Origin of the sequence: Bifidobacterium sp. SO1, from assembly GCF_018555335.1 — a bacterium.
GTDB classification, from domain to species: Bacteria; Actinomycetota; Actinomycetes; order Actinomycetales; family Bifidobacteriaceae; genus Bifidobacterium; species Bifidobacterium simiiventris.
The window spans coordinates 36983-52878 of sequence record NZ_JAFEJR010000021.1 but is presented as its reverse complement, the minus strand read 5'-3'; the positions used below and the strand labels follow the sequence as shown (position 1 = coordinate 52878).

General features: G+C 61.8%; 12 protein-coding genes. 4 read left to right on the top strand and 8 right to left on the bottom strand.

The annotated features are described in order from the left end of the window. Positions 1 to 443 precede the first annotated feature (443 nt). Positions 444 to 1199, top strand: a complete 756-nt coding sequence (locus JS541_RS12910; protein WP_214374895.1) for a Sir2 family NAD-dependent protein deacetylase — start codon at positions 444 to 446, stop codon at positions 1197 to 1199. 86 nt (positions 1200 to 1285) lie between these two features. On the opposite strand, the gene ilvA is transcribed toward JS541_RS12910, so the two are convergent. The 5 genes from ilvA to JS541_RS12885 form a co-directional block, all read right to left on the bottom strand. Further along, on the bottom strand, positions 1286 to 2551 hold the full coding sequence (gene ilvA, locus JS541_RS12905) for a threonine ammonia-lyase (protein WP_214374890.1): 1266 nt from the start codon (positions 2549 to 2551) through the stop codon (positions 1286 to 1288). 169 nt (positions 2552 to 2720) lie between these two features. Further along, on the bottom strand, positions 2721 to 3686 hold the full coding sequence (locus JS541_RS12900; protein WP_214374889.1) for a type II CAAX endopeptidase family protein: 966 nt from the start codon (positions 3684 to 3686) through the stop codon (positions 2721 to 2723). A gap of 112 nt (positions 3687 to 3798) precedes the next feature. Then, on the bottom strand, positions 3799 to 4095 hold the full coding sequence (locus JS541_RS12895) for a transcriptional regulator (RefSeq protein ID WP_338023679.1): 297 nt from the start codon (positions 4093 to 4095) through the stop codon (positions 3799 to 3801). A 100-nt stretch (positions 4096 to 4195) separates the two neighbouring features. Continuing rightward, positions 4196 to 5317 (bottom strand): hypothetical protein, encoded by a 1122-nt coding sequence (locus JS541_RS12890; RefSeq protein WP_214374888.1) that lies wholly within the window; start codon positions 5315 to 5317, stop codon positions 4196 to 4198. An 824-nt stretch (positions 5318 to 6141) separates the two neighbouring features. Then, positions 6142 to 6936 carry a rhomboid family intramembrane serine protease gene (locus tag JS541_RS12885; protein WP_214374887.1) on the bottom strand — a complete coding sequence of 265 codons (795 nt, stop codon included), beginning with the start codon at positions 6934 to 6936 and terminating at the stop codon, positions 6142 to 6144. 152 nt (positions 6937 to 7088) lie between these two features. On the opposite strand from JS541_RS12885, the gene JS541_RS12880 reads away from it, so the two are divergent. Next, positions 7089 to 7325: a hypothetical protein gene (locus JS541_RS12880; RefSeq protein ID WP_214374886.1), complete on the top strand. Its 237-nt coding sequence runs from the start codon at positions 7089 to 7091 to the stop codon at positions 7323 to 7325. Between the two features lie 1126 nt (positions 7326 to 8451). On the opposite strand, the gene JS541_RS12875 is transcribed toward JS541_RS12880, so the two are convergent. Continuing rightward, positions 8452 to 10899: a glycogen/starch/alpha-glucan phosphorylase gene (locus JS541_RS12875; protein WP_214374885.1), complete on the bottom strand. Its 2448-nt coding sequence runs from the start codon at positions 10897 to 10899 to the stop codon at positions 8452 to 8454. A gap of 454 nt (positions 10900 to 11353) precedes the next feature. Here JS541_RS12875 and JS541_RS12870 point away from each other — a divergent pair, with 454 nt between their 5' ends. Continuing rightward, complete coding sequence (locus tag JS541_RS12870) at positions 11354 to 11893, top strand: sterol carrier family protein (RefSeq protein WP_214374884.1); 540 nt, start codon at positions 11354 to 11356, stop codon at positions 11891 to 11893. 205 nt (positions 11894 to 12098) lie between these two features. Here the strand turns inward: JS541_RS12870 and JS541_RS12865 are convergent, their stop codons facing one another. After that, complete coding sequence (locus JS541_RS12865; protein WP_214374883.1) at positions 12099 to 12485, bottom strand: DUF3073 domain-containing protein; 387 nt, start codon at positions 12483 to 12485, stop codon at positions 12099 to 12101. 141 nt (positions 12486 to 12626) lie between these two features. Here JS541_RS12865 and trpS point away from each other — a divergent pair, with 141 nt between their 5' ends. Beyond that, positions 12627 to 13727 (top strand): tryptophan--tRNA ligase, encoded by a 1101-nt coding sequence (gene trpS / locus JS541_RS12860; protein ID WP_214374882.1) that lies wholly within the window; start codon positions 12627 to 12629, stop codon positions 13725 to 13727. 304 nt (positions 13728 to 14031) lie between these two features. Here trpS and JS541_RS12855 read toward each other — a convergent pair whose 3' ends face one another. After that, entirely contained in the window at positions 14032 to 15642 is a 1611-nt protein-coding gene (locus JS541_RS12855) for a sodium/proline symporter (protein WP_214374881.1), read from the bottom strand. Positions 15643 to 15896 lie beyond the last annotated feature (254 nt).

Genomic DNA, 15896 nt, shown 5'->3' with positions numbered 1-15896 from the left:
AAACCTCACCCCTCATCAACCACTCTCATGGACTCCCCAAACAGGAAGCGAGGAATGAACTGGCAATCATTGACTATAAAGAAGTAGTACAAACACGCTCTTGAGTTCTCAAACCACCACCACACGATCAGTTCCTCATCCTCAGGAAGAGAACCAGTCGCTGACCGGCAGCAAGAGATAAACTTACACCACCATCCCGATCCGCGCAAACCGGCGGGCATAGCAAAGCCGAAAACCGTTGCAAACAAACGGTTCCCTCGGCGTGTCGCAAACAGGCTTTTCGTGCCTTCTGAGACTATCCTAAACCCCAAAATCACCGTTTTCGTATCCCAATCCACCTCTCGAACGGCGTGTCGCAACATTTCAATCCCCAGTCAACCGCCCGCCAACCGTCGTTCATCATCGATACACGTTCCGCACGCAACCGGCGTATACCTATGTATATGACGAAAAAGATCGCAGTATTAACCGGCGCGGGCATCTCCACGTCCGCAGGCATCCCCGACTTCCGCGGCCCGGACGGCGTCTGGACCAAGCACCCCGAGCAGATGAGCGTCTACGACATCGACGCGTTTCTTACCAATAAGAAAGAGCGCGAGTATTCGTGGCGCTGGCAAAAGGAGTCGCCCGTATGGAACGCGCAGCCAGGCACCGCACACCAGGCGCTCGTCAAACTGGAGAAGGCGGGTCTGCTCACGCTGCTTGCCACGCAGAACTTCGACGCGCTGCATGAAAAGGCCGGCAACTCGCCGGATGTGATCGTGAACCTGCATGGCACGATCGGCACATCGCACTGCATGAAGTGCCACGCGAAGTACGATACGGCCGACATCATGGCGCGGCTGGACGAGGAACCGGATCCGCACTGCCACCGCAAGCTGCCATACAACGGCAACATGCCGTGCAACGGGTTGATCAAAACCGACGTCGTGTATTTTGGCGAGCAGCTGCCGGACGGGGCGATGGAGAAGTCGATGAAGCGCGTCACCGAAGCGGATGAGTTCTGGGTGATCGGTTCGACGCTCGAAGTGTTTCCGGCCGCATCGTTGGTGCCGGTGGCCGCGCAGGCCGGAGTGCCGATCACAATCATGAACATGGGACGCACGCAGTACGACCGACTCGCCACGCGCCTCATCCGCGAGGATATCGCCGTCGCGCTGCCGCAGCTCGTGGACGAGACGATCGCGGCCGCACAGTAATGCACACAATATGGCTAACGGATTGTCCCCGTCGATTACATGATCGACGGGGACAATCCGTTATATCGGCCGAACCGTATCAGCGATCAGTAGATGCGCTTCGGCTGGAAGCCAGCGTTGCGCAGAGCGGCAAGCACACGGTCAATATGATCCGGGCCGTTCGTCTCAACGGTGACGCTCAGCGACACCGCGTTCGTGTAATGGCCGGACGCCTTGAACTGATCGTGATCCAGCGCGATCACGTTCGCGCGCTCGTTGGCGAGCAGCGTGGCGACCTTGACCAGCTGGCCCGGGATGTCCGGCAGCTCGACCTCGAAGTTCATGATGCGGCCTCGCGCGATCATGCCCTTCTGGATCACCGCGCCGATCGTAACGGTATCGATGTTGCCGCCCGACATGATCGGCACCACCACATGCGGCCCCGGTGCGGACGCGAACTTGCGCGAACGCAGGTTCAGATGCTCGAGCGCGGCCAGCGACACCGCGCCCGCCGCCTCGACCACCAGCTTGTGCTTTTCGAGCATGAGCAGGATCATCTCGTTGATATCGCGCTCGGTCACGGTCACGAGATCATCAAGGAACTCGTTGAGCAGAGCGAACGGCAGGTCGCCCGGGTGCTTGACGGCCACGCCCTCCGCGGAGGTGACCACCTGATCGGCGGGGGACACGCGGCCCGCCGCGAACGAATCCTTCCACGCCGGAGAGCCCTCAGGAATCGCGCCGATCACGCGCACATCCGGTTTGAATGTCTTGATCGCGAGCGCCACGCCAGCGCCCAGTCCGCCGCCGCCGAGCGGCACGACCACATCGGTCACGTCCGGCACGTCCTCGAGGATTTCCAGGCCGATCGTGCCCTGGCCGCAGATAACCTCGTAATCGTCGAACGGCGGCACATAGATCATGCCCTGCTGCTCGCTCAGCTCGAGCGCGTGCGCGGCGGCCTCGTCGAACACGTCGCCGTAGAGCACCACGTCGGCGCCGTACGCCTTGGTGGCGTCGACCTTGAGCGGCGGGGTGATGGTCGGCATGCAGATCGTGGCTTTCGCGCCACGTTCGCGGGCCGCGTAGGCGACGCCCTGCGCGTGGTTGCCGGCAGACGCGGTGACGATGCCGCGGGCGAGTTCCTCGTCGGACAGGGAGGCGATCTTGTTGTATGCACCGCGGATCTTGAACGATCCGGTGACCTGCAGGTTCTCGGGCTTGAGGAGAATCTTGTGACCGGTCATCTCGGACAGGATCGGCGAGGGGATGATTTCGGTGTGACGAGCGGTCCCCTTCAACCGTTCGGCGGCGAGCTTGAGTTCGGCCGCATGGTCACGCTGCAGTGCTTTGAGGACGTCTTTTTGTTCCATGTGCGTTATTGTATGCGCCGCGGTGGGCGAAAACGGCACGGATTCCATGTGCGCGGCGTCCGGCTTCGGCATCCGCAGTATCCACGCCGCCTCGGCTGCGCTCCGACCGGGTATCGGTTGCGTCCGATTCGCGTCCGTCGGCGGATCGAACGGCGCCGGCGCCCGGGCATCACATCAGCGAGAAGCCGGCGAAAGCGCACACCGCGAAGTACGCCACCACGAGCAGGAACCACGGCGACGCCCAGCCGACGTAACTGCCGCGCAGTGAACGGTTGGCGGCGATGTATTCGCGGATCGCGGAACGGCGACGGAACAGCAGCACCGCGGAGACGATATAGACCACGATCAGCGCCAGGCCGATTACGACAGTCACCTCCGGCGACTGCCCGCCCGCCACTTGCGCCATGAATGTGGCGAACGCATTCGTCACGCAGTGCAGCACGATTGCCCACAACAGCGAATACTCCATCGCCACATAGCCCAGCAACAGGCCGAGCATCACGGCGAACAGGCCTTGCAGTACATCGCCATGCATCAGACCGAACAGCACGGCGCTGGTCGTCAACGCGAACATCTTGCCGCGGCCAGCCAGCGAGCGCAGTATCAGACCACGGCATACGATCTCCTCCACGAGCGGGCCGACCAGCACGACGGCGACCACCATCAGCCATGAATCGGAGACCATGCCGTTGATGCCCTCCATCGATGCCGATTTCAGCTGGACGCCCACCAGGCCGAACGCCGTTTGCAGCAGCGAGGAGATGATGGTGCTGACGCATTGGATCAGCAGCATCGTCGCGACGAGCATGAGCGCACGGCGCGGGGTCATGCGCTTGTGGGCCTGCGGGGACGGCTCGCCGAGCCAGAACGTGCGGGTGCGGATGAGGGGGATCGCGGTTGCGGCAAGGACGACTGCGGCGCCGGTGAGACCGATGATTTGCGCGGCCGGCTGGGCGATGGCAGAAGGGATGCCGACGAGCGGGGCCACGTGTTCGGAGAGGAGGCCGAACACCTGCATCAGCGCCATGTAGGCGATGAGCAGGATCGAGGCACGGCCGACGAGAGTTCGGGGGTTGACCGGGGCGGCGACCGGCGAAGCGGCGCCGTCTACGGGTTCAAACGTTACGGTGGACATGATGATGGCTCCTTTGCTGAATGCGCCCATACGATATCGGGCGAGACATTGATCACTCGACTGATCATGAAAAGCATGAAAATCACGAAATCGATAAAGATAAAGAGATGCGTTACGCCATGCCGGCGATGAGCTGGAGGGCGGCGATATGCTCGGAGAACGCCTTGGCCCCTTCACCGGTGAGCGACACCCAGGTGATGTCGTGTCCGTTGCGCGGCCCCGGACGCTTGTCGAGCGAGACATAGCCGTTCTCCGCCAAGACCTTCAGGTGTTTGGAGCATACGGCGTCGCTCACGCCGAGCATATCGCGGATTGCGGCGAATTCGATCTCTCCGGCGCTGTGCAGCATGCCGCAGATGCGCAGGCGCATCGGCGCGTGGATCACTTCGTTGAACTGCGGTTCGTCCACGATGCGCCTCCTTTCCGCGGTTCACGGTCATTCCCACCCAGGCATCCCAGATATCCCAGACATCCCAGGCATGGAACCCTTATCATACCGGCCATGTCGATCACGCTCCCGCCGCGATCGCATCGCGCTGTTTGCGGTCGTACATCCATCCGAGCGCCGAGAACAGCACCACGAACACTGCGCCGCCGATGAACAGTTCCCCAACGGGCGGCTCCGCATGACGCGCCGCGTATCCGATGGCGAATCCGGAAAGGTAGACCGGCACAAGGCACGTCACCCACATGGCGATCATCAGCGCCCAGCAGACGCGGGTCGGCGGCCGCATACGGGTATCCATATTGTTGTCGCGCACATATTGCACGACGCGTTCGAACATCACGCCCGCGCACGATGCCAGGAATGTGGCGTCAATCGCACGATGCCACGAGAAGGCTCCAGCCGAGACCATTGCCGCAACATCGCCGACGGCCCAGATCACAGCCACCGCCCCTGCAGCCACGAACGGATAGAACCACAGTGGCATGACGACCAGTTGCGCGGCCTCACGCCGTTCGTCGTCAGGAAGCGCGCGGAATCGCGCCATCGTCCACAGTTCGCCGTTCGCACCGTAGCGGCGATGGTTGTGTCCCAGCACGTATGGCGACATGGAGCCGCCGGCGATGATGTAGCGGCGGATGTCGCGGTAGGTCAGCCGTTCGAGCAGCAGCGCGGCGAGTGCGGTGGCGACGATGACGAGAGCGGCCTGCCAGTGGGGGAGCGGCGCGATCACGAGGACGCCGGTCACGACGATCCCCAAGATGAATTCAAGTACCATATACACCGCAGCCAGACGGGTCGGAGGCCAGATGACGGCGTGGATGCCGCGTTTGCGCCATATGCTCATGAGCGCGGCCACCGACGCAACCAGTGCGGCGATGAAGCCCACGCATGCGACGGCGAATACGGGACTGCCGGGAGTGAGTATGTCACGGGTTAGCAGCCAGAACGCCGCGAGCATCAGGCCCAGGAACACACACATGATCAGGTCGAAAGAGAAGGGGAGCGTGTATCGGTCGGCTGTGGCTTCGCGGTCGGCAGCGAGGAAGGAGAGCGCGTCCGCGGCGGAGAGCTGGGACTGGCCGGGCCGGTCGGACTGCTCGGATCGACTGGATTGCCGCGGTTCAGATTGTTGCGTTTGCCGTGCAGACTGAGTCGGGATTGTCGATTGGTGATTGCGGTTCATGATGACTTCCTTGTGCTGAGCGCCGACGATGAACGACGGCGAATACGGTGAACTGGATGCGAACTGGACGGGTTGTGTTTGTCGAGAAACGATCGGTGCCATATATGTCGTGCGGTGCGATCGTGCGATTGATTGACCGGTCCGGAAGCGTTCACGGGTTGCGCATCACCATGATTGTTTCCGTTATGGAAAGTATAACGCTTTCCAATATGGAAAGTCAAGCGGGGGCGCGGATCGGTGGGCGCAAGGCAGGATATCCACAGGCGACTCCGCGCACGGACAGGCAGTTATTCACATACACGGAAAAACGCGAACAAACGAGCCGGTTATCCACATGCGCCGCATTGTATGGACACCTGAGTTATCCACATACGCAAAGCCATGCGTATATATAAGTTATCCACACCCGAAAACTCAACGATTCCAACGGCTTTCGAAAGTTATCCACAGCTTATCCACAAGATATCCACCGTTACGCACGCAGTTATCCACTCAAATACGCCACTTATCCACTAGTTATCCCCATAGTTATCCACATCATGTGGAAAACTCCTGCCGAACGACTCATATCAGCGAAATGTGGACAACTTGCCGCTTATCTTATCCACAATCCACAATCGTTGGAATTCCAACGATCCCCACATATAACAATCGGTGGATAAGTCGTTTATCCACGACTTATCCACCGATTCCACACAGTTATACCCAAGTTATCCACATGGTTTTCCACAAATGTGGAAAACTACACGTGTGTAATTCCACGCGAGGCAATCATCCAGTTGACCACCCTGTCCACCGTCCGGACGCCGCACGCCCAGCCGCATCTATCCCAGCAATCCCAACACGCTGCCCGGATTGAATAGCTCACACACCGCGATCAGCACCAGCATCAGCACGAACACGGCCGTGCCGTACACCGTCGTCCGGTACTGCAGGCTCTTGCCGCGCGACCACTGCAACTTCGGCGTCACCAGCAGCCACGTGAACAGTCCGCCGATCAGGAACCCGCCCACATGCGCCTGCCACGCGATGTTCGGCACCACCACCGGCATCGCGAAATTGATCACCATCCACACCATCATCGAACTGATATCCGCACCGATCCGCCGGTACACGACCAGCATTGCCGCAAACAGCCCGAACAGCGCGCCCGACGCACCATACGCCGCGTTCAGCCAGCCCGCACCGCCCGGCCAAAGCACGCCCCACGCCATCATGCCGAACCCGCCGCCGATGCCCGACAGCACGTACAGCGTCAGGAACGACCAGTGGCCCATCATCCGTTCGAGCATCGGTGCGACCGACCACAATGTCAGCATGTTGAACAGAATGTGCAGAATCGACGTCGGCTGGTGCAGGAACATCGACGTAAGGAACGTCCACGGATGGCGGGTCGCGAGCATCGGCTGAAACGCGCCGACATTCAGCATCGCGACCAGTCCGGACGGCCACACGAGCGACAGCAGCAGCTCGATCAGCCACACGGCCACGCAGATCAGCAGGATCGCGGTGGTGAACACCGGACCGCCGTCGCGCCAGTGGTAACGGATCGCGCGTTTGTTGAACAGGTCGCGCAGGCTGGGGGAGCCGGGGAACAAACTGAAACCGTGATATGCCATAGAGTCACTGTATCGGACGGGTGCGGATCGGACGACATGCCAGATCGGGGATGCGCGTAAATCCACCCAATCGTCACATTCGGCGTTCTAAGATGGGGAGCAGAGTTGGCTTGGATGGGCAAGCCGGCCGCACGATTGGGAAAGGAGCCGTCATGGAGAACAAGTCTTCTAACGGTTGGAAGTTCTTTGCGCTGCTGTTCGGCGCTCTGCTCGCCGGCTTGGTGGGCCTGTACATCTACAAGCAGCAGAACCCGGATTACGATCCGTGGGAGGAGCCGTGGGAGAACAGCTCGTCGCCGGTCGATCTTGGCCTGAACAAGGAGGCCGCCGAGGAGCCGGCCGCCGCTGAGGCCGAGCCGTCCGAGACCGCCGCTCCGGCTGAGGCCTGATACCGATTCCGTCGGCTGGCGGATGGCCGGGGCTGACCGGTCTGATCGGCTGACCGGTCTGATCGGCTGGTTTCGATTGGTTCGTCTGTGTCCGGCTGACCGATAACGGCGACGCATGACATATGCCGCCGTTGCCGAGTCTATGGAATGATCCCGTACCGTGATCGATTGCGGTACGGGTTTTTTGTTGCCCGCGTGACCCGAAAATCAATGATGACCGATGAGAACCGAAGCATCCGCGGTGCGGGAGTACGTCTCGATGCCCACTTGTATGGGGAAGCAGGATAAGTGGGGGATTACGGACACCCAGATCACATAGGTGGGTAAATATGGACGCCCACAATGGAAAGTGGGTAAATCAGTACTATTTAGAGCGGTAAATCGGGTCTACACGGTACGTATTTACCCACCTATGGGATATCGGCACGATCCGGGTCCAGTTCTACCCACTTACGCGGCAGTAGCGTCCGAATTCACCCACTTACGGAAGTATCCGTGTTCGATCCGTCCACTTACGGAAGTATCCGCATCCGAATCCACCCACTTATAGATCTAGCGGACAAACCGTGACGGAACAACGGCAATCTCTCCCGGGCATACGGCCAGTTCCAAGGCCCAAAACGGCCGTAAGCCCGGGAACCACCATCGATGACCGGTCACCCTCCCGGGCATACGGCCGGCTACACCCACGAAAACGGCCGTAAGCCTGGGAAGGTTTGACCAACCCGGTCATCCTCACGCATTCATTACGAAAGAGGAGGGGTGTCTCGGATCGAACATCAAATGATGTTCGATCCGAGACACCCCTCCCACAGTCAGGCCTCTTCGCCGATCAGGCGAGCGGACGCAGTCCTATGGACTGAGCATGCGTGTGTCCTCTAGGCGCGCCGAGGGAAGGCGTGCTCAGCACGTCGACCGAGGAGCTGCGTAACACGCAGCCTTCGCAGCATAGCTGCTCACTTCGCCTAGGAACAGCCCACTGGACTGTTCCTTATACGGCTCAGCGCCGCGGACACTCCATGTTCAGGCCAGAGGAGCGAGTCGACTGACGCGTGCGGAAACCGCCGTCCGAACCCGAAGCTGTGCTCAGCACAGCGAGTGGTGAGGAAAGGCGGTATACGCTCCGTCAGTCGGCGAGCGGACCGGTGTGCCAGATGCGCTCGAGGTAATCCTCCATCGAACGGTCGGAGCTGAAGAAACCGGAGTTCGCGACGTTGAGCAGGGCCTTGCGGTTCCACTCGAGCGGGTCGCGGTAGAGCTTCTCGATCTCGGACTGGATGTCGGCGTAGGCGGAGAAGTCCGCGAGCGTCATGAACCAGTCCTTGGTCAGCCAGTCGGCGACGAGCGGCGCGTAGACGTTGCGGTCGCCGTTGGAGAAGGTGCCGCCGGCGACGAGGTCGATGGCCTGCTTGAGTCGCGGATCGGCCTCGTAGTACTTGGCCGGATCGTAGCCGTCGGCGTACAGCTTCTCGACCTCGTCGACGGTCATGCCGAAGAGGAAGAAGTTATCGGCGCCGACACGCTCGCGGATCTCGACGTTCGCGCCATCGAGGGTGCCGACGGTGAGCGCGCCGTTGAGGGCGAACTTCATGTTGCCGGTGCCGGACGCTTCCTTGCCGGCCTGCGAGATCTGCTCGTCGAGTTCGGTGGCCGGGATGAGGTTCTGGGCCATCTCGATGTTGTAGTTCGGCAGCATGTGGACGGCCAGCTTGCCCTTGACGTCCGGATCGTTGTTGACGACCTTGGAGACGTTGTTGATGAGCTCGATGGTCATCTTGGCCAAGTAGTAGCCAGGGGCGGCCTTCGCGCCGAAGAACACGGTGCGCGGCAGGATGTCGTCGGCCGAGACGGTGCCGTTCTTGATGGCGGCGTACTTGGAGATGACGGCGAGGATCTTCAGCGACTGGCGCTTGTACTCGTGCAGACGCTTGACCATCGTGTTGAACATGGTGTTCTCGTCGATGTCGAGGCCGTAGTGATCCTTGGCGAAGCCGACGAACGCGTGCTTGTTGGCGGCCTTGACGGCGGCGAACTTCTTGACGAACTCGTCGTCCTGGGCCAGCGGGACCAGGCCGGAGAGCATCTCAAGGTCGGAAACCCACTTGTCGGTGCCGAGGCCCTCGGTGATGAGGTCGGACAGCGCCGGGTTGGCGAGCTTGACGAAGCGACGCGGGGTCACGCCGTTGGTCACGTTGGTGAACTTGTCCGGGTACACATCGGAGAAGTTCTTCAGCGTGACGTCCTTGAGCAGCTGGGAGTGCAGCTCGGCCACGCCGTTGACGTGGGAGCCGCCGTAGGTGGCGAGGTAGGCCATGCGCACGGCATCGCCGGTGTAGATCGCCATGTCCTTGGCGGTCGCCTCGTCCACGCCCTTGGCCTTGAGCTCAGCCTCGAACTGCTCGTTGATCTTCTCGATGATCTCGAGGTGACGCGGCAGCAGCTCGCCGATCAGGCTGGCCGGCCACACCTCGAGGGCTTCCGGCAGCAGCGTGTGGCAGGTGTAGTTGAAGGTCTTCTGGGTGATGGACCACGCGGTATCCCAGTCGTAGCCGTACTCATCGATGAGGATGCGCATGAGCTCCGGGATGCCGATGACCGGGTGGGTGTCGTTGAGCTGGAACGTGATCTTGTTCGGGAAGGTGGTCAGATCCGGCTTGTCCTGGCCCGGGTAGAAGACGCGGATCGCGTCGTGCAGCGAGGCGGAGACGAAGAAGTACTGCTGCTCGAGGCGCAGTTCCTTGCCGACCTTGGTGGAGTCTTCCGGGTACAGGATCTTGGAGATGTTCTCGGCCTTGACCTGCGGCTCGACGGCCTCCATGTACTCGGAGCGGTTGAACGCGAGCAGATCGAACTCGTCGTAGGACTTGGCGGTCCACAGGCGCAGCGTGTTCACGCGCTGGGACTTGTAGCCCGGCACCAGGTAGTCGACCGGCACGGCGCGCACGGACCAGGCCGGCTTCCACACCTTCTTGCCGTTCTCCTCGACGACCTCGCCGCCGAAAGAGACCTTCTGGTCGCGGTTGTAGTCGATGTGGCCCCACGGCTCCTCGTTGCTCAGCCAGTAGTCCGGGGTTTCGACCTGCTTGCCGTTCTCGTCGAACTTCTGCTTGAAGATGCCGTACTTGTACTGGATGCCGTAGCCGAACGCCGGCACGCCGAGGGAGGCGAGCGAGTCGATGAAGCAGGCGGCGAGACGTCCGAGGCCGCCGTTGCCCAGGCCCGGCTCGTACTCGGCGTCGACGATGTCCTTCGGCTTGAAGCCGAGGGATTCGACGGCCTCGTTGAACTGGTCGGTCAGGCCGGCGTTGAGCAGCGCGTTCTCGAGCTGCTTGCCCATGAGGAATTCGGCGGACAGGTAGCCGACGGCCTTGGTGTTGCCGTTGACGGTATCGGCCTGCGTGGTGAACCACGCGTCCGCAAGATGATTGCGCACGGCCTTGGCGGCGGCGACGTAGACATCAGCCGCGGTGGCCTGCTCGACGGTGACACCCTGAGAGTACTTCAGCTGCTCACGAATCTCGTCGGCGAACTCGGCGGTCGTGACCGGCGACTTGGGTGCGGTAATTTCAGTCATATTTGACTCTCTTTCCGTTGTGTTGTCCCTTGTCATTATGCCCCGCCGCGGTGACGGCGCATAAACGTCAAGATGAACGCTGCATTACGTCCTGCAATCGTTTGCATCAACGTTGCAATCATACAACACAGGGCGCGACACGCAACGTAGCGGTGCTTCGCGATGGCCCGATCCGGCCAGACGCCACGCAACACGCGGCTGATCGACCGGTTGGTACCGCGAACGATTGCTACATTATCGAACCGGTACGATACCGAATGACAGCGTATGCGGCAACCTCTGTTCACGCTCACGATCGGGGGAGCCGCCAACGTAGCCGGACGACGGCCGGACGACGGTCAATCGATACAACTGACCGATACGGCCGATTGATACAGCCGACCCGCACAGCCGACCCGCGCGACCGGCCGACGGAATCACGGCGCGTCCGGCGAAGTGCGGGTAGGGTAGAGGCATGGCTGTGATTCGAGAACAGGACTTGGACAAAGGGCGACTGGCGTGGGCACGATGGCGCGACGCCGCGCACGAACAGCTGGCGCAGTCCGTCGGCGATGCGACCGGCCCGTCGGCTGGATCGCCGACCGATCATGCGGCACGTCGGGAGTTGGATGGTTCGACGAACAGCGCCGATCATGCAACGCGATCCGCCGACGAGACGATGCTTGTCATCCCGATCGCCACACGGCTGGAAATCAATCCGGCACTGCCTCGACCGATCTGGGCGATGGCCGTACGCTACACGCTGTTCCTGCTGGAGCGCCGCGCGCCCGGCCCCGGCGTGGAGGTACGCGTGGCCCCGTGGGGCGCGATCAAGATTCTCGACGGTCCGGCGTCCGACCCGCACAACCTCACCCCGCCCGACGTGATCGAACTCGATCCGGATGTCTGGCTGCGCCTCGCCGCCGGCATCACCACGTGGGACGAGGAGCGCGACGCCGGCCATATCACCGCAGTGGGCGAGCGCGACGATCTGAGCGATCTGCTGCCGCTATAAGACGGCCGCGCACCCACGGTCGGCAGTGCCGATCATCCCGTCCGCAGGATCCTGCGAGCATCTGCGACCACTGGCGGAAAACGCTCACCGACAGGCCGCAAGCAAGAGAAAAAAACGCCGCCGAATAATCAAAATGGCGGATGACGCTCACCGACGGATCATCGGTGAGCGTCATCCGCCACGCAGCAACAGGCGTATTGGCCGCTCAGTCCTTCTTGGGCTTGAGCGCGCTCGGCACCGGCATGGGAATCGGCTTGTGCGGCTTCGGCATGGCGGCCGGCTTGGCCTTTGCGGCCGGGAACTCGCCGCTGGTCGCCTTCGCGGCGGCCTCGGCGGCCCACTTCGCGTACTCGTCGAGATCGTCGTCGACCGCGGCGCCGGACGTTGCCGACGACTCGACGGAATCGTCCGAATCAGCGTCCGCATGGTGGGCATACTGGGCTTCGATATCGGCGAACGGATCCGGAGAACCGACTCCCGGCTCCTGTTCGCTCAGCTCCTTGGCGAGCTCGTCGTAATCAGTATCAGTGGTCAAATACTTGAGCTTTCGGGCAATTTTCTGCTGCTTGGCTTTCTGACGTCCGCGGCCCATGTGACCCCCTGAAATTACTGTACGTGTTGAATCATCACATAAGAGAGTACCACTTGTTTGCACGGTTGGGCTTGTCGGCTCGGACTTTTACGATAAAAGCGATATTTTCAGGTGTTTTCACACGCGCAAAGGCGGGGAATAATGACGGACGAAACCCAGGAACAGCAGTTGACCGCTGCCGGCAACGAAATGAGCGCGAGCTTCCTCGCGGCGAAGAAGCGCTCGGACGAAACGCTCGCCAAGCTCGAAGCCAACCCGGGCAAGTTCACCATGCTCACCGGCGACCGCCCGACCGGCCGTCTGCATCTCGGACACTACTTCGGTTCCATCCGCGAACGCGTCGCCATGCAGGAGCGCGGCGTGAACACGAACATCATCATCGCGGACTACCAGGTCATCACCGACCGCGACACCACCGAGCACATCCAGGACAACGTCCTCAACCTCGTGCTCGACTACATGGCCGCGGGCATCGACCCGAAGAAGACCATGATCTTCACGCACTCCGCCGTGCCGGCCGAGAACCAGCTCATGCTGCCGTTCCTCTCGCTCGTCACCGAGGCCGAACTGCACCGCAACCCGACCGTCAAGTCCGAGATGGAGGCGTCGGGCCACGCGCTGACCGGCCTGCTGCTGACCTACCCGGTGCATCAGGCGTGCGACATCCTGTTCTGCAAGGCGAACGTCGTGCCGATCGGCAAGGACAACCTGCCGCACGTGGAGATCACGCGCACCATCGCGCGCCGCTTCAACGAGCGCTACGCGAAGAAGCACCCGGTGTTCCCGGAGCCGGCCGCGATCCTGTCGGAGGCGCCGGAGATCCCGGGCCTTGACGGGCGCAAGATGAGCAAGTCGTACGGCAACTCGATCATGCTGGGCGCGACCGCGGAGGAGACCGCGAAGCTCATCAAGAAGAGCCCGACCGATTCCGAGCGCCGCATCACGTTCGATCCGATCGCGCGCCCGCAGGTGTCCGCGCTGCTGACCACCGCAGGTCTCGTGACCGGACGCGACCCGAAGGAGATCGCCGAAGAGATCGGCGAGGCGGGCGCCGGCGCGCTCAAGGCGTATGTGATCGAATCCGTGAACGCGTTCCTCGCGCCGCACCGCGAGCGCCGCGCCGAGCTGGCGAAGGACATGGACTACGTGCGCGACGTGCTGCACGACGGCAACAAGCGCGCGAACGCCATCGCCGAGGAGACCCTCGAGCAGGTGCGCGAGGCCATGGGCATGAAGTACTGAGCATTTCGGATCCGCCCCGATCCGACGGCTGATGTTCTGGCGTCTGTTTTTCGCCAGGATATGCGCCATATTAAACGCAAACGCCCTCTGACGATTCGGCCAGAGGGCGTTTTTCATGAGATGGCAGCGGATCCTGGTGGAAAACGGACGCCGGCGACCCATTGGGCGTCCGCTTTCTGCAAGAAACCGGGTTTACTGGGAACAAACGCCCTCCGGGAAGGCGCGTAGCGTCCGTTTTCGTCTAGAACGCAGGCCGGGGAAGGAGAGACGAGGCGGGCGAAAAGAGAGGACCGCCCCGAGGAGCTCAGCGCTCGTCCACCACCTCCGCAGTGATGAGGCCGTCCTCGTCCATCGTGCCGATCGGGTCGAGGTAGTGGTCGAACTCGTAGAGCACCTCGTCGCTCGGCGCGGCGGTGACGAGCGACACCACCACGATCGCGGCCAACGACAGCAGGAACGCGGGCAGCAGCTCGTAGATCGCGAATATGCCGCCGAGCGGCTTGACGAACTCGTGCCACACCAGCACGGCGGCCGTGCCGACGAGCATGCCCGCGATCGCACCCGGGCGGTTGGTGCGCCGCCAGTATAGAGAGCACAGCATGAGCGGTCCGAACGACGCCCCAAGGCCAGCCCACGCGTACGACACGACTTGGAAAATCGAGGAATTCTGGTCGTAAGCCACGATCACTCCGAACACGAACATGAGCACGAGCGTGGCGCGCGCCACCATCATCACCTGACGATCAGTCGCGCGACGATGCATCACGCCGCGGAACAGGTTCTCCGCCATCGCGGACGCGCCGATGATCATGTAGGACGACGACGAACTCATCGACGCGGCGAAAATGCCCGACACCACCACGCCGCACAGGAAACTCGGCAGCAGCGTTTGCGCGATCACGATGAACACGTTCTCGGCCGCCGCCTGAGTCGCGAACTCGGTCGGCATCATCGCGCGGCCCACCAGGCCGATGCACACGCCGCACGCCAGCGACAGCACGCACCACGAGGTCGCAATGATGCGCGACTTGCGGATCTCCTCCACGCTGCGGATCGACAGGAACCGCACCAGCACCTGCGGCATGCCGAAATAGCCCAAGCCCCACGCCATCATCGACACGATGGTGATGATGCCGTAGTCGCGCGGCGAGGAGAACACGGCCTGACCGTCGCGGATGATCTGCTGGCCGAGGTCGTTGAGCGTCGGCACCGCGACTTCGGTGCCCGACAGGAAGCCCGGAATGGCACGCAGGAACGCGACCGTATTGCCGATGCCGCCCGCCGATACGACCGATCCGATGAACACCACGGCCAGAGCGAAGAACATGAGCATGCCTTGGATGAAGTCGGTCACCACCACCGACAGGTAGCCGCCCACGACGGTGTACACGAACACGACCATCGCGCCGAGCACCATCATGAGGTGATAGTCGAAGCCGAACAGCGTGGCGAACAGCTTGCCGACCGTGACGAAGCAGCTGCCCACATATACGCAGAAGAACACGAGGATAATGAACGCGGCGATGGTGGAGAGGATGTTTTCGCGATCGTGATAGCGCTTGGAGAAGAAATCGGGGATGGTGATCGCGTCGCCGGCGACCACCGAATAGCGGCGCAGACGGCGGGCGACGAGCTTCCAGTTGAGGTATGTGCCGACGGCGAGGCCGATCGCAGTCCACATCGGGTCGGCCGCGCCGGTGAAGTAGGCGAGGCCGGGCAGACCCATGAGCAGCCAGCCCGACATATCGGACGCTTCAGCGGACAGGGCGGTGAGCCACGGGCCGACGCCGCGGCCGCCCGCGAAATATTCTTGCGACGACGAGTTGGAACGTTTGGAGAACACGAATCCGACGGACAGCATCGCGGCGAAATAAATGCCCATGGCGAGCAGGATCCAAAAATCGTTCAGTCCCATATGTTCTCGGTTCTCTCGGGTTTCGCGGTTGCTCGCGTCGCCGTGATCGGCGTTGGATTACATGGCGAATCGGGAGAAATGGGAATCGATCGCGTCGTCCCTGCTCCCTTTTTGCTTCGTGTATTCGACGGTCGCTGAGAGGGTGGACACGAAGCCCGTATTATCCGTTCAACGTCTCACGCTGTGAGCCGGCGGCATCGGGCCTACATGCGAATCCACACCCGTCAGGGCAGATTCTGAAGCGGTTTGACGAT

Bases quoted from the DNA above. Each gene is read 5' to 3' on its own strand.
- JS541_RS12910 (WP_214374895.1), top strand. From the start codon at position 444: ATGACGAAAAAGATCGCAGTATTAACCGGCGCGGGCATCTCCACGTCC.
- ilvA (WP_214374890.1), bottom strand. From the start codon at position 2,551: ATGGAACAAAAAGACGTCCTCAAAGCACTGCAGCGTGACCATGCGGCC.
- JS541_RS12900 (WP_214374889.1), bottom strand. From the start codon at position 3,686: ATGTCCACCGTAACGTTTGAACCCGTAGACGGCGCCGCTTCGCCGGTC.
- JS541_RS12890 (WP_214374888.1), bottom strand. From the start codon at position 5,317: ATGAACCGCAATCACCAATCGACAATCCCGACTCAGTCTGCACGGCAA.
- JS541_RS12885 (WP_214374887.1), bottom strand. From the start codon at position 6,936: ATGGCATATCACGGTTTCAGTTTGTTCCCCGGCTCCCCCAGCCTGCGC.
- JS541_RS12880 (WP_214374886.1), top strand. From the start codon at position 7,089: ATGGAGAACAAGTCTTCTAACGGTTGGAAGTTCTTTGCGCTGCTGTTC.
- JS541_RS12875 (WP_214374885.1), bottom strand. From the start codon at position 10,899: ATGACTGAAATTACCGCACCCAAGTCGCCGGTCACGACCGCCGAGTTC.
- JS541_RS12870 (WP_214374884.1), top strand. From the start codon at position 11,354: ATGGCTGTGATTCGAGAACAGGACTTGGACAAAGGGCGACTGGCGTGG.
- JS541_RS12865 (WP_214374883.1), bottom strand. From the start codon at position 12,485: ATGGGCCGCGGACGTCAGAAAGCCAAGCAGCAGAAAATTGCCCGAAAG.
- trpS (WP_214374882.1), top strand. From the start codon at position 12,627: ATGACGGACGAAACCCAGGAACAGCAGTTGACCGCTGCCGGCAACGAA.
- JS541_RS12855 (WP_214374881.1), bottom strand. From the start codon at position 15,642: ATGGGACTGAACGATTTTTGGATCCTGCTCGCCATGGGCATTTATTTC.